The organism is Streptomyces sp. NPDC024687 (assembly GCF_055559055.1).
Genome location: NZ_JBVHLJ010000002.1, coordinates 171,032 through 184,181, shown reverse-complemented (window position 1 = coordinate 184,181; position 13,150 = coordinate 171,032). Strand labels below are relative to the sequence as shown.

12 protein-coding genes are annotated in these 13,150 nt (G+C 70.5%); 1 reads left to right on the top strand and 11 read right to left on the bottom strand.

The genetic code is table 11. The annotated features are described in order from the left end of the window. Window positions 1–16: 16 nt before the first annotated feature. Entirely contained in the window at window positions 17–580 is a 564-nt protein-coding gene (locus ACZ39I_RS07245; RefSeq protein WP_467243467.1) for a hypothetical protein, read from the bottom strand. A 322-nt stretch (window positions 581–902) separates the two neighbouring features. On the opposite strand from ACZ39I_RS07245, the gene ACZ39I_RS07240 reads away from it, so the two are divergent. Continuing rightward, entirely contained in the window at window positions 903–1,334 is a 432-nt protein-coding gene (locus tag ACZ39I_RS07240; RefSeq protein WP_467243466.1) for a protease inhibitor, read from the top strand. A 145-nt stretch (window positions 1,335–1,479) separates the two neighbouring features. Here the strand turns inward: ACZ39I_RS07240 and ACZ39I_RS07235 are convergent, their stop codons facing one another. The 10 genes from ACZ39I_RS07235 to ACZ39I_RS07190 form a co-directional block, all read right to left on the bottom strand. After that, complete coding sequence (locus ACZ39I_RS07235; RefSeq protein WP_467243465.1) at window positions 1,480–1,686, bottom strand: CDGSH iron-sulfur domain-containing protein; 207 nt, start codon at window positions 1,684–1,686, stop codon at window positions 1,480–1,482. Then, a complete protein-coding gene (locus ACZ39I_RS07230) occupies window positions 1,667–2,353 on the bottom strand; it encodes a HemK2/MTQ2 family protein methyltransferase (protein WP_467243464.1) in 687 nt (228 codons plus the stop codon). The genes ACZ39I_RS07235 and ACZ39I_RS07230 overlap by 20 nt, the downstream gene beginning before the upstream one ends. Further along, window positions 2,354–3,367 (bottom strand): iron-containing redox enzyme family protein, encoded by a 1,014-nt coding sequence (locus ACZ39I_RS07225; protein ID WP_467243463.1) that lies wholly within the window; start codon window positions 3,365–3,367, stop codon window positions 2,354–2,356. It lies immediately after the preceding gene. Window positions 3,368–3,424: 57 nt separating this feature from the next. Beyond that, complete coding sequence (locus tag ACZ39I_RS07220) at window positions 3,425–3,595, bottom strand: hypothetical protein (protein ID WP_352384892.1); 171 nt, start codon at window positions 3,593–3,595, stop codon at window positions 3,425–3,427. Window positions 3,596–3,622: 27 nt separating this feature from the next. Next, a complete protein-coding gene (locus tag ACZ39I_RS07215) occupies window positions 3,623–4,633 on the bottom strand; it encodes a Ppx/GppA family phosphatase (RefSeq protein ID WP_467243462.1) in 1,011 nt (336 codons plus the stop codon). Between the two features lie 156 nt (window positions 4,634–4,789). After that, on the bottom strand, window positions 4,790–6,292 hold the full coding sequence (locus ACZ39I_RS07210; protein ID WP_467243461.1) for an MFS transporter: 1,503 nt from the start codon (window positions 6,290–6,292) through the stop codon (window positions 4,790–4,792). A 133-nt stretch (window positions 6,293–6,425) separates the two neighbouring features. After that, window positions 6,426–9,239 carry an NHLP bacteriocin export ABC transporter permease/ATPase subunit gene (locus tag ACZ39I_RS07205; protein ID WP_467243460.1) on the bottom strand — a complete coding sequence of 938 codons (2,814 nt, stop codon included), beginning with the start codon at window positions 9,237–9,239 and terminating at the stop codon, window positions 6,426–6,428. A 1-nt stretch (window position 9,240) separates the two neighbouring features. Beyond that, entirely contained in the window at window positions 9,241–11,463 is a 2,223-nt protein-coding gene (locus tag ACZ39I_RS07200; protein ID WP_467243459.1) for an NHLP family bacteriocin export ABC transporter peptidase/permease/ATPase subunit, read from the bottom strand. After that, window positions 11,460–12,266: a hypothetical protein gene (locus tag ACZ39I_RS07195; protein ID WP_467243458.1), complete on the bottom strand. Its 807-nt coding sequence runs from the start codon at window positions 12,264–12,266 to the stop codon at window positions 11,460–11,462. The genes ACZ39I_RS07200 and ACZ39I_RS07195 overlap by 4 nt, the downstream gene beginning before the upstream one ends. 196 nt (window positions 12,267–12,462) lie before the next feature. Continuing rightward, window positions 12,463–12,678 (bottom strand): hypothetical protein, encoded by a 216-nt coding sequence (locus ACZ39I_RS07190; protein WP_007386623.1) that lies wholly within the window; start codon window positions 12,676–12,678, stop codon window positions 12,463–12,465. Between the last annotated feature and the right edge of the window lie 472 nt (window positions 12,679–13,150).

Here is a 13,150-nt window from a genome sequence, read left to right as displayed (position 1 = left end):
CTGGAGCGCGGCCGTTCTATTTCTCTTCCGGGTCCCCGGTGACGGAATCGGCCACCCCCTCGGTGTCCGGCCCCCGCTCCCGCACCCGCTGGACGTGTTCCAGGGACTCCCGCAGCTCGGCGAGCCAGTCGTCGGTGTGCCGCTGGACCAGCCGGACGCACCAGGCGAGCGCGTCACTGCGGCTGCGGGCGACCCCGCCGGCGATGAGGGTGTCCAGGACCTGGCGCTCGGGCTGGCGCAGCCGGGTCATCACGGGCGCGGCCACATGGGTGAACAGGGCCCGCTCGCCGTCGCACTCCACGCCCCAGGAGACCTTGCGGCGGAACGCGTGCTCGGCCTCGCGGGCGACCTCGACGCGCTCCTCCCGGGTGCGTTCCCGGAACTCCTGGATCCGGCCCTGCACGGCCGCCTCCCGCTCGGCGGCCGAGACGTCCCCGCTGAGCCGGGGACCGGGGATGCGGCCGATCACGGTGATCTCCTCGCGGTCGACCACCACCTCGACCAGGGCCTCGAAGAGGTCGTCGGGCAACCGGCCGGTGAACCAGCCGCGCAGCTTCTCTCGCTGTTCGTCAGTAATCATGTAATGACGATTACTCGGCTGCTTCATGAACACAAGAGGTCGCGACGGAGTGCGCCGACGGCTGAAGCGGAATGTTTCAGGCCTATTGCCGAGAGGGGGTAATCAGGCCATCCGGCCGGATCGCGCGATCAAGAACCGCGCGGTTAAAGGGTTCAGTTGTTCGGATGATGTGACTTCACGCCACTGATTCAACACGCAAGGTTACTGAAAGCTGTGGGGTCGATGTGAAGTTGCGGCCAGGACTCGGCAGACTCGCGCTCGCCGCTCCGGCACCGACCGAGTCGGAGGGCACACCCTCGAATCCAGCGGAAGGATGCACACAATGCGGAACACCGCGCGCTGGGCAGCGACCCTCGGCCTCACGGCCACCGCCGTCTGCGGGCCCCTGACCGGGGCCGCCCTCGCCGAACCGGCCGCCGCCTCAAGCCTCTACGCCCCCTCGGCGCTCGTGCTCACCCTCGGGCACGGCGAGAGCGCCGCCACCGTCACCCCTGAACGTGCTGTGACCCTGACCTGTGCCCCGACCTCCTCGGGCACCCATCCGGCCGCGGCCCAGGCCTGCGCCGAACTGCGCACGGCGCAAGGGGACTTCGACGCTCTCGGGGCCGGATCGGACGCCCTGTGCACCAGGGAGTACAACCCCGTGGTGGTCACGGTCGACGGCGTCTGGCGGGGCAAGCGCGTCTCCTACGAGCGCACCTTCGCCAACGAGTGCGTGAAGAACTCCCACGGGACGAGCGTCTTCGCGTTCTGAGAGACCGGGATCGCAGGGGACCCCGTGACCTGCCCGAGGGGTCGGTGGCTGGGGAGTGCCGCCCCTCTCACGGAACCCCGTGATCCCGCACCGAGGGCCGGCGGACGGAGTGGGGCCGTCCGCCGGCCCCCTCGGTCATTGGCTGTCAGCGTGTCCGCTCCCGGTGACTGGTGTCGCACCACGGATAGCGACGACTGCGTCGGCAGGTGCACAGGGCCACCCGGAAGCGGTCGGAGGCGACCGTGGTGCCGTCCTCCAGCTCCACTTCCACCGGGCCCTCCACGAGCAGGGGACCGCCGTGCTGGACCCGGATGCGGCAAGGCCGCTCGGAGTCAGAGGGGGAGTTCGGCACGGACGACCACCAGCTCTTCCTTCTCGTCGGCGGCGGACAGCAGACCGCGTTGACGCAGCCATTCCCTCCGCGTGCGCAGCACCGGTCCGAAATCGATGCGGTGCCGGCGGGTCACGGCGGCTTTGAGGCCGGCCGCGCGCAGATGTTCCACCGTCCGCCCCGAGTCGCTCAGTTCGGAGTGCACCATCAGCAGCACCCCTCCGGGGCGCAGCAGTGCGGGCGCCTCCCGGCAGACGCGGTCCAGCACGAACCGCCCGTCGTGGCCCGCGTCCCAGGCCCGGGCCCTGCCGCGCGGCGGACGGGTGCCGGTCGGTGCCGGTACGTACGGCGGATTGGTCAGGATGAGGTCGAACGACTGGTCCCGCACGGGAGTGAAGAGGTTTCCGCGCCGGACCCGGACCGGCAGACCGGTCAGCCAGGCGTTCGCGCGGACCGTGCACACCGCGCGCCACGACACGTCGACCGCGGTCACCCGGCTGCCCCGGCGAGCCGCCTGGAGAGCGAGGGCGCCCGTCCCGGTGCCCACGTCCAGAACGTCCGCGCCGGGCGGCAGCGGCTCCTCGGACAGGGCTCCGGCCAGCAGCTCGGTGTCCTCCTGAGGGCTGTAGACACCGGGGAGGACCAGCGGGGGAATCAGTGGTCTCACGTCGCTCAAGTACCCCGACATTCAGGAAATATGGTGGATTTCGGAAGCCGGCGGCCTGACCAGGGACGAGCGTCCGTCCGCCCAGTCGCGCAGCAGCCGGTCGGCGAGCCGGTCCTCGACTTGTCCGGTGACATCGATACCGAAGGCGACGTCGGCGGCCAGCTGCGGCTCCTCGGCCAGCAGACCGCCGATCACCTCATGGCGTACGACCTGTTCGTGGACGGCGTCGGCCTCGACGTGCTCGTCGTAGAAGTGCTCGGCGGCGGGTCCCGCGCCGGTGCGGCGCATCGCCTCGGCCAGTCGCCGGGAACCGGGGGAGGAGGTGATCTCGACCGCCGCGAAGTGGCCCACGAGAGCTCCGCGCAGGCTGCGGTGCAGGCCCAGCAGGGACATGAGGTTCACCGTCGCGAGCATCTCCGCGCAGGCCACGTCCAGGTAGTGGCCGTACGTCGTTTCCAGGCCCAGGTCCGTCATCAGGTCGGCGAAGAGGAGGGCGTGGACGCGGTCGGGGCGGCCGCCGCCGAACTCGTCGTACTCGATCGCCGCCATGCCCGCCTTGGCCCGGCCCCACAGCCGAGGCAGCACCCACGCGTGCGGGTCGGCCTCCTTGAGGTGGTAGAGCGAACGCTGGGCCGCGTACTCACGCACCTGCCACAGTTCGCCCTCCTTGCTCAGGAAGTGGCTGACTCCCGTGCCGTCGACCGGCTCCACCAGGAGCTCGGCGAGCGCGTCGTCGACGCTGTCGTGGACCGGGGTGTCCCTGCGCAGGACGGACAGAAAACGGCTCTCCAGGTCCGCCCTGGTGCGCAGCAGGTCCGGGTCCCACTCGTGGTCGCCGCAGACGCCCGCGAAGCCGCGGTAGTGCAGTTCGTAACAGATGTAGAGGGCCAGCTGGAAGTCGTCGCCGTACACGTCCGCCGTCGCGACGGTCTCGTGTCGCGGCAACGGGCCGGCGCCGAGCAGATACTCCTGGACTGCGGCGGAGACCGGGCCCCGGGCCGGCGGCAGCTGTGGTTCTCGAGGGTCCTGAGGCATGGCCCCCGGGTACCCGGGCGGCGGAGGATCACCCTCCTCCGCCCGGGCCGTCCAGGGTCACTCTCCTGCGGATTCGTCCTGGGCGCGTTCGTTGGGGGTGATCGCTTCTCCGGCCTCGCCGCGCTGCGCCCGCTGCTCGTCGGAGTCCCGGACGCGCTTCTCGGTGTCCTCGAACTCGTGCAGGACCTCGTCCAGGGCGGTGTCGGGCTTCTGCTTCTTCTCCGGCACGGCTGTCTCCTCGCTTTCTTTCCTCGTTCAGGTGCTGGCGGTCGCGATACGCAGGGGCACCGGCTCTGCGGGGACGGTGTTCTCCTCGTTGCGGCGGGCGATCTCCGCCCACCAGGAGGCGCCGTCCTCGATGTGCCGCAGCAGGACCCCCTCGCGGATCGCCCAGGGGCAGATGGTGACGGTCCTGACACCGGTGAGTTTCATCGCCGTGTGGCCCACCACGGCACCGGCCAGGCTCTGCGCGGCGCGCGGGGCGGAGATGCCGGGCAGTTCGGCCCGCCGGGCGGCCGGGAGGGCGGCCAGGCGCTCGACGGCCTCCCCCAGGTCGGCGCGGTGCATCCGGCGTTCCACGAACGGCCCGCGCCGCCCGGGCGGGGTGCCGCACAGCCGTCCCAGCTGCTCGAAGGTGCGTGAGGTGGCCACGGCGGTGCGCGGTCCCTCCCAGCGGATCCGTGAGGCCACGTCCCGCAGTTGGTGGCGTACCTTGCGGCGCAGCGCCCGCACCGCCTCCGGGGGCGGCGGGTCCTGCCCCTCGAAGAACTCGTGCGTCAGCCGGCCCGCGCCCAGCGGCAGCGAGGCCACGTAATCCGGCAGCCGGCCGCGTCCGAAGGCCACTTCGAGCGACCCGCCACCGATGTCGAACAGCGCGAGCGGCCCCGAGCGCCAGCCCATCCAGCGCCGCGCCCCGAGAAACGTGAGCTCCGCCTCCACCTCGCCCGGCAGGGTGTACAGCCCGATGCCGGTCCGGGTGCGGACGGTGCGCAGCACCTCCTGACGGTTGGGCGCGGAGCGCACGACCGCGGTCGCGAAGGCCAGCGGTCCGGCCGCACCCCACTTGGCGGCGGTCCGGCCGGCCTCTTCCACCGCCTCCACCAGCCGTTCCACGGCCTCCTCGGGAACCGGTCCGCCCGGCCGCACATGATCGGCCAGTCTCAGCCGCCACTTCGCCGTGTGGACCGGCAACGGCACCCCGTCCTCGGCGTCCGCGACAACGAGCCGGACCGTGTTCGAACCCACATCCACCACGCTTATCCGCATGGCCCTGTGGGTACCCACCGAGAGCTACTTCCAACGTCGGCCGTCCCTGTGGCCGTCGCTCTCAGCCACCGGCAGGGCACCGCCCGTCGACAGGTAAGGGCCGCCGTCTCCCTGTTGACGGCGACCCTTCGGAACCGGCGGCTCCCGCTGCGGCGGCTACATGTGTACGACGGGTGCGGCGTCCGCGTCCTGCTCCGGCAGCCCGCGCCGGAAGAGCAGGAAGGCGATCAGCGCGCCGACGGCGAACAGGCCCGCCGACCACCAGAAGGCGGTGGTGTAGCTCTCGATCGTCGCCCGGGCCTGGACCAGCTTGTTCGTCGGGTCCTTGCCGGCCAGGTAGTCGGTGGCGGCGCTCGCGGCCAGCGTGTTCAGCAACGCGGTGCCGATCGAACCGCCCACCTGCTGCATGGCGTTGACGGTGGCGGAGGCGACTCCCGCGTCCTCGGCCGCGACCCCGCCGGTGGCCAGCTGCATGGCCGGCGGCATGACCAGGCCGAGGCCGAAGCCGGTCACGATCAGCTGCGGCAGTACCGCGGTCAGGTAGCTGGAGCCGACGCCGATCCCGGTCAGCCAGGCCATGCCGACCGCGGCGACGGCGAAGCCCACCGGGATGACCACCTTCGGCCCGATCCGGGGGACCAGCGTCGTGGTGCTGACCTGCGCCGCCACCATCAGCGCGGCGACCATGGGCAGGAACGCCGCTCCGGTCTTGGTCGGGCTGAAGCCCAGGTTCAGCTGGAGGTAGTAGGTGAGGAAGAGGAAGACACCGAACATGCCGCCGCCGGAGATCAGCACGGCCAGGAAGGAAGCGGCGCGGTTGCGGTCCAGCAGGATGCGCAGCGGCAGCAGCGGGTGCGCGGCGCGGGTCTGCCACCAGGCGAAGGCGGTCAGCAGCAGACCGCCCGCGACCAGGAAGCCCCAGGTCTGGGGAGAGCCCCAGTCGTGCGTCTCGGCGTTGGAGAAGCCGTAGACCAGGGAGAAGAGGCCGGCGGCGACCAGCAGCGTGCCGGGCACGTCGAGCTTGGAGTTCGCGGCGTCACGGTGGTTGTGCAGCAGCAGCCAGCCGCCCGCGAAGGCGACGACGGCGATGACGACGTTGACGTACAGCGTCCAGCGCCAGTCGAGCGCGTCGGTCAGGACGCCGCCGAGCAGCAGGCCCACCGCGCCACCGGCACCGGCGATGGCGCCGTACACGCTGAACGCCCTGGCCCGCTCGCGGGCGTCGGTGAACGTCGTGTTGAGCAGGGAGAGCGCGGCCGGTGCGAGGAGCGCGCCGAAGGCGCCCTGCAGGGCACGGGCGGTGACCAGCATCTCGAAGTTGGTGGCGGCACCGCCGAGCGCGGAAACGGCCGCGAAGCCGACGACACCGATGAGGAAGGCCGTCTTGCGGCCGAAGAGGTCGGCTATCCGCCCGCCGAGCAGGAGCAGGGAGGCGAACGCCAGGGCGTAGGCCGTGACGATCCACTGCCGGTTGCCGTCGGAGAACCCGAGGTCGGCCTGGGCCGAGGGGAGGGCGATGTTCACGATGGTGGCGTCGAGGACCACCATCAGCTGGGCGAGCGCGACGACGGCGAGGACCCACCACCGCTTGGCCGAAGCGTCGGTCGGCGCCTCGACGGCGCCCACCTGCCCGCTGTCGGTCACAGTCTTCTGGGACATGGGAGCAACTCCAGGGAAAGTCGGCCGGGCTCTTCCGGTTCATAAACGAAACCGTTTCGTACACGGGGAGGCTAGACCATGCCGAGCGAAACGGCAACGTTTCGCTGAGGGGGCGGCGGCGACCCGGGCGCCGCTACGCCATCTGCCGCCGCACCAGCTCGTGCAGCCGCCCGCCCGTGTCCGCGAGGAGCTGCGCGGGCGGCCCCTGCTGAGCGACCTTGCCGTTCTCCATCACGATCACGCGGTCGGCGTCCAGCACCGTGGACAGGCGGTGGGCGATGACGATCCGGGTGGCGTTGAGGGCCTTGGTGGACTCGATGACCGTGCGCTGGGTGTCGTTGTCCAGGGCGCTGGTCGCCTCGTCGAAGAAGAGGATCCGTGGCCGCCGGATCAACGCCTGGGCGATCATGAGGCGTTGGCGCTGGCCGCCGGAGATGGCCCCGCTGCCCGAGACGATGGTGTGCAGTCCCATCGGCATCCGCTGGATGTCCTCCGCGAGCCCCGCCATCGCGGCCGCCGCCATCGCCTCCTCGGGTGTGTAGGGCTCGGTGCCGCAGATGACGTCCATGATGGAGCCGGTGAAGGGCTGGGCATGCTGGAGCACGACACCGCACTGCCGGCGCACCGCGGACTGGTCGAGGGCGGCCAGGTCCTGGCCGTCGTACAGGACGCTCCCGGAGACCGGACGGTCGAAGCCGATCAGCAGCCTGAGCAGGGTCGACTTGCCGCAGCCGCTCGGGCCGACGATCGCCACGAACTCGCCCGGCCGGATCTCGAAGGACACGTCGTCGAGGATCAGGGGACCGTCGTCGGAGTACCGGAAGGAGAGCTTGCGGGCCTCCATCGCCCCGGTCAGCGGGCCCGGCCGGGTACTCGCCGTGCGCACCTCCGGCTGCGCCTGAAGGACCGGCTTGATCTCCTCGAACAGCGGCAGCGCGGACACCGCCGAGACGAAGGCACCGGTGAGCTGGGTGACCGCGGTCAGCAGCATCGTCACCGAGGTGTTGAAGGTGAGGAACTCCGCCGCCGACATCGAGCCGCGCGCCGGACCCGCCAGCAGCATGAACATCAGCAGGGTGCACAGCGGGAGGTAGACCGAGCCCATCACCGCGGTGAGGTTCTTGATCCGGCCGACCTTCTGCTGGAGCTCGCGGCTGCGGGCGAACTCCGAGGCCCAGGCCGCGTAGGCGTAGTTCTCGGCCGCCGCCACCCTGAGCTTGGGCAGACCGCGCAGGGTCTGGAAGGCCTGGTTGTTCAGCTTGTTGCTGAGCACGACCAGCCGCCGCTGCCAGCGCACCTGCCACAGTCCGAGGCCGAGGAAGCCGGCGGCGATGACGACGAGCATGCCGATCGCCGCCATCGCCATCGGGACGCTGTACCAGAACAGCAGGCCCAGGTTCATCGCGCCGACGGTCACCGACTGGGCGACGGTGGGGCCGAGGCCCGCCATCATCCGGCGGATCGAGCTGATGCCCATGGCCTGACTGGCCAGTTCACCGGTCGAGCGCTCGGTGAAGAACTTCGTCGGCAGCCTCAACAGCCGGTCCCAGACGGCCGGTTGCAGAGTCGCCTCGATACGGCCCTCCAGACGGAGCATGGTGAGGTTCTGCAGCAGCATGAAGGCCGCCGTCACCACCCCGCTGACCATCACGGCCAGACACACCTGCACGATCAGCGCGGTCTGCGCCTTCGGCACGAACTCGCCGAGCACCTTGCCGGTCGCGATCGGGACCAGCGCGCCGATCGCCACCGTCACCAGACCGCTGAGCAGCAGGTTCGTCATATCGCCGCCCGTGCCGCGCATGCTGAACCGCAGCAGGCCGAGCGGACTGAGCCCCCGGTCGGGCAGCGGGCGGTAGAACATCACCGCGCGCGGTTCGAACTCCTCCGCGTTGTCCTTCTCGATCGGCGTCTCGCGGCCCGTCGCCGGATGCACGGCCACATAGCCGCCGCGCCGCCACAGCAGTGCGACCGGCGTGCCCGACAGGGCCCGTTGGCCCACCAGCGGGCCGACGTTGTCGCGCCACCAACGACCGTCCAGGCGCACCGACCTGATGCGGACGCGGGAGGCGAGGGCGATCCGCTCGACCGGGTCGAGGCGGTCGCTCTCGGTGCCGCTGTGCGCGTTCTCGGCGAGCGGGATCCCGGCCGCGTCGGCGACCAGCTTGCAGGCCGCGTAACTCGCGTCGGCGTCGGCCGTCGTCGCGCGCTGCTTCGACTTGCCGATGGACGCCAGCAAGGTCCGGTCGGCCTGGGCGCGCACGGCCTCACCGGCCTTGATACCGGCGGCCGTCCTGGTCTCGTGGGTGCGTTCCAGCTGCTCGATCCAGCGGTCCAGCGTGGTGAGCAGCCGGTACTGCTGGTCGACCATGGACTGCCAGACCGCCGGGTCCATCAGCAGGTCGGCGGCGGCCTCGGCGCCGTAGAGCGAGCCGTACTGCACGCTGCCCGGCGGCACCTGCATCCAGAAGACGTCGTCATCGGTCGGAGCGGCGGCCCGCTCGTCGGCCATCGGCGCCTGGAAGAGGATGGACAGGCTCCGGCCCACGCCGAGCGCGAGGGCGTACTCCAGCGGGCTCGTCGTCGGCGGCACGTACTGGGGGTTGCCGTACGCGTCGTACGACCACGTCTGGGTGTGCGCCGGTTCGTACAGCTCGCGCAGGCCGATGCGGTGCACCACGCAGTCCCTGAGTGGCCTCGCCACCAGAGTGTGCTCGGGCCCCGACACCGGTCCGAGCAGCAGCGCGCCCGGCTCCAGGCGGCCCAGGTGGTGCCAGTGGCCCTGCTGTCCGGCGTCCACCGCGAACAGGTCCACGGCGCCCGACACGACCAGCCAGAGCACCTGCGGCCCTTCGAGGTCGATACGGCTGAAGCCGGCGCAGTCGACCCGCGTGCCCATCTGCCCGAGGGCCCCCAGGACCACATCGCCTTCGTGTGCGGTAGTCATCTCACCGTTCCCTGACCAGCGCCGCGTACGCGCCGCCGCGCGCCACCAGTTCCTCGTGCCGCCCGCGTTCCACGATCGTGCCGTGCTGCAGTACGACGATCTCGTCGCTGTCGCGCACGGTGCTGAGCCGGTGCGCGATCACCACACAGGCGCAGCCGCGCCTGCGCAGGTTGTCCATGACGACCTGCTCGGTCTCCGCGTCCAGCGCGCTGGTCACCTCGTCGAGGACCAGGATGCTGGGCCTGCGCACCAACGCCCGCGCGATCTCCAGGCGTTGACGCTGGCCGCCGGAGAAGTTGCGGCCGTCCTGCTCGACCCTGCTGTGGATGCCGCCGGGCCGCCGCACGACCACGTCGTACAGGGCCGCGTCCTGCAGCGCCTCGACCACGGCGTCGTCCGGGATCGACGGGTCCCACAGCGCCACGTTGTCGCGGACCGAGCCCTCGAAGAGGAAGACGTCCTGGTCGACGAAGGACACCGAGGACGCGAGCGCGCCGCGCGGAATGTCGTCCAGGCGCTGTCCGTCGATGCGGATCACGCCCTCCCACGGCGTGTACAGCCCTGAGATCAGCCGGGAGACGGTCGACTTGCCGCTGCCGGATCCGCCCACCAGCGCCACCTGCTGCCCGGGGCCGACGGTCAGGTCGAAGCCGGTCAGCAGCGGCTTGTCGAGCGGGTTGTAGCCGAAGGTGATGTTCTGCAGCTCGACATGCCCGTGCAGCCTGCGGGTCGAGTCGCCGGCGCCGGGACGGCCGTAGAGCGGGTCGGCCTTGAAGTTCTCGACGTCCTTGAGGCGGGCCACGTCGGCCGCGAAGTCCTGGATGCGGCCGGCCACGCCGTTGAGGCGGGTGATGGGCGCGGTGAAGCGGGTGACCAGGGCCTGGAAGGCGACCAGCAGACCGACGGAGATGCCGCCCTCGATGGCCCGCATACCGCCGATCCACAGAATGAGGGCGCTGTTGAAGGTGGCCAGCATCGGGGCGACCACGCCCAGCCAGGCGCTCGGCACCCCGAGCCGCTGCTGCTCCTCAAGGGTGGTGGCGTGCTGACCGGCCCACTTGCGGAAGTAGCCGTCCTCGCCGCCGGTCGCCTTCATCGTCTCGATCAACTGCAGGCCCGTGTAGGCGGTGTTGGTGAGCCGGGCGCTGTCCGCGCGCAGCTTCGCGGTACGGGTGGCACGCAGCCGGATGACGACCCGCATGGCCACCACGTTCAGCAGGGCCACACCGATGCCGACATAGGTGAGCTGGGGGTCGTAGCTGTAGAGCAGGATCGCGTACAGGACGACGACCACGGCGTCGACGCCCGCCGCCGCGAGGTCGCGGGCCAGGGTCTCGGCCACCTGGTCGTTCGACTGGAGGCGCTGCACCAGGTCGGCCGGGCTGCGCTGGGAGAAGAACGTCACCGGAAGGCGCAGCAGATGGCGCAGGAAGCGGGCGCTGGACAGCGTCGAGGAGATGATGCGGCCGTGCAGCAGGTTCGCCTGCTGGAGCCAGGTCAGCGCCAGGGTGAGGGCCACGCACGCCCCCATCGACGTGAACAGCACGCCGAGCAGCGAGGTCTGACCGCCGATCAGGAACATGTCGATGTACGTGCGGCTCAGCGCGGGGGTGGCCGCGCCGACCAGCACCAGCAGCAGGCTCGCAAGGACCGCCGTCGGCATGGTGCCCGCGGTGCCGCGCAACCGGGCCGGCATCGCACCGAGGACCCCCGGCTTGCGGCCGCCACGCGTGAAGCCCTCGCCGGGCTCCATCACCAGCACGACGCCGGTGAAGCTGCCGTCGAAGTCCTCCATCGGGACGAAACGTCGGCCCTTGCCGGGGTCGTTGATGTAGACACCGCGGCGGCCGAAGCGGCGGCCCATGCCGTCGTAGACGACGTAGTGGTTGAACTCCCAGAACAGCACCGCCGGGCTCTTCACCTCGGCGAGCGCGGCCGTGTCCATCTGCATGCCCTTGGCGGTCAGACCGTAACTGCGGGCCGCCTTCAGGAGGTTGCTGGCACGTGAGCCGTCCCGGGAGACACCGCAGGCGATGCGCAGTTCCTCCAGCGGGACGTGCTTGCCGTAGTGGCCGAGCACCATCGCGAGGGAGGCCGCGCCGCACTCCACCGCCTCCATCTGCAGCACGGTGGGCGTACGGACCGTTTTCGCCCTCCCCGTGGGGACCGGACGCTTGGGCGGGGCGGAGCGGCGCCTGCTCCGGGTGTCCTGTGCGGTGCTCACGGCAGCAGCCAATCGACGGGACGCTGGTCGGCCAGCCGGATCGAACCCGAGGCCACGGTCATGGAGGTGAGGGTGAACGGCGGGCCGTCCGCGGACGACCACCGGTAACCGCTCTTGGTCTTCTCGGACTTGTCCAGCTTCACCAGGACCGCGACCGGCCGGCCGTCCTTGGTGAACTGCTCGCCGAGCTGACTGTCCCCGAGGAACGCGGCGATCTGCTGGGCCGACTGGGCCGAGCGGTCCACCGACTTCACATGGCCGCGCAGCACGCCGTACTCCTGGGTGGGCACCGAGGAGACGGTCAGGTCCACGGCGGCGTTCGCTGGAATGGAGGCCGCGTTCTCGGCGGGCACGTACACAGTGGCGTACATCGGGTCGGAGGCGTGGGCGACTTTCTCCACGGCGGCTACGTTCGCGCCGGTCGAGATGATCTGCCCGATGGTGGCCGCCAGTGCGGTGAGCCGGCCCGCGGCGACCGTGCGGACGACGGTGTCGCCCTCGGACGTACGGACCTTCAGGACCGGGGAGTTGGCGGCCAGCTGAGTGCCCTCCTTGGCGATCACCTGCGTGACCTGGCCCGCGACCGGGCTCTGCAGGATGTAACTGCCCTGCCCGTGCGTGAGGATGGCGGGCGCGCTCACCGTGGAGGCCACCGAGCCGGTCACCGCCCACACGGACGCGGCGGCCATCACGACCACCGTCACCGACATCACGAGCCAGCCCTGGGGCCGGGCGAAGCGCACCGGAAGGTCGAGCTCCTCCGGTGACTGGAGCTTGGCGAGGGCCTGTTGGCGGAACTGCACGGGTCTTCCCTCACCTGCGAAAGCTGCGAACGCTGTGAATGCGGTGAATTCTGCGAAAGCCGCGAATTCCGCCCACGACAAAGGACCGACTCGCGCGAGCCGGCCGCATTACGGCACCCAAGAGTCCCGGAACCGCCGGTGTGCGGCTCCGGGACGGGTCGACCACATGACAGTGATCAGATCACGAAGATTGTGATCAGAGACCGGCGACCAGGCCGGTGACCGGGGCGGTGTTCAGGCCGGTCACACCCTCGACCGTGCCGACGGCCGTGTTGACCAGGCCGGAAACCGGGGCAACGCCGTCCACCAGGCCGGTGACGGTGCCGAGGGCGTTCAGCTGCAGGCCGCCGGAGACGTTGTCGAGGTCGGCGTCCGAGATCTCGACGGTCTCAACCTGGGGGGTGGAGTTCATGATGGAACTTCCCTTCGTATGGGTATTTCACAAGGGGGGAGCGGCCCCCTCTGGGGACAGATGACGGCCGCAATCGCTTGGCGCCGGATCCCGTTTCCGGGAAACCCAACTGCCCTGCGGTGCGATGGATCAAAGCACGCTGCGGCTCCGCCCTTCCAATTAACCACCCGTCTCACCAGGGAACTTGAGTCATGGAAGCGCCTATCCGTGTGGGCCTGCGCACGCCTTGGTGGCGACTTCTTCACATGTGATGTCGCGGCGGCGTGAGCGGGCCCTTGTCGTCGCCATGGCGAATGCGACACACCTCGCCAATGGCATGGACGGCGGTCCGCACTTGTGCAGAACTCCCGGTCCCGGTGACCTGGTTGCGCATTCGATGTGCAGATTCGCTGAAGGGGGGATTCGGAGCGGCATTCACAACGGACCGTCACCGTCCGCTTGCTGAGCGTGTCGGACCTGGCTTGGTGAGCGT

Excerpts from the sequence above, each read along its gene's own strand:
- ACZ39I_RS07225 (WP_467243463.1), bottom strand. The coding sequence starts at position 3,367 with ATGCCTCAGGACCCTCGAGAACCACAGCTGCCGCCGGCCCGGGGCCCG.
- ACZ39I_RS07240 (WP_467243466.1), top strand. The coding sequence starts at position 903 with ATGCGGAACACCGCGCGCTGGGCAGCGACCCTCGGCCTCACGGCCACC.
- ACZ39I_RS07210 (WP_467243461.1), bottom strand. The coding sequence starts at position 6,292 with ATGTCCCAGAAGACTGTGACCGACAGCGGGCAGGTGGGCGCCGTCGAG.
- ACZ39I_RS07190 (WP_007386623.1), bottom strand. The coding sequence starts at position 12,678 with ATGAACTCCACCCCCCAGGTTGAGACCGTCGAGATCTCGGACGCCGAC.
- ACZ39I_RS07215 (WP_467243462.1), bottom strand. The coding sequence starts at position 4,633 with ATGCGGATAAGCGTGGTGGATGTGGGTTCGAACACGGTCCGGCTCGTT.
- ACZ39I_RS07230 (WP_467243464.1), bottom strand. The coding sequence starts at position 2,353 with ATGTCGGGGTACTTGAGCGACGTGAGACCACTGATTCCCCCGCTGGTC.
- ACZ39I_RS07245 (WP_467243467.1), bottom strand. The coding sequence starts at position 580 with ATGATTACTGACGAACAGCGAGAGAAGCTGCGCGGCTGGTTCACCGGC.
- ACZ39I_RS07205 (WP_467243460.1), bottom strand. The coding sequence starts at position 9,239 with ATGACTACCGCACACGAAGGCGATGTGGTCCTGGGGGCCCTCGGGCAG.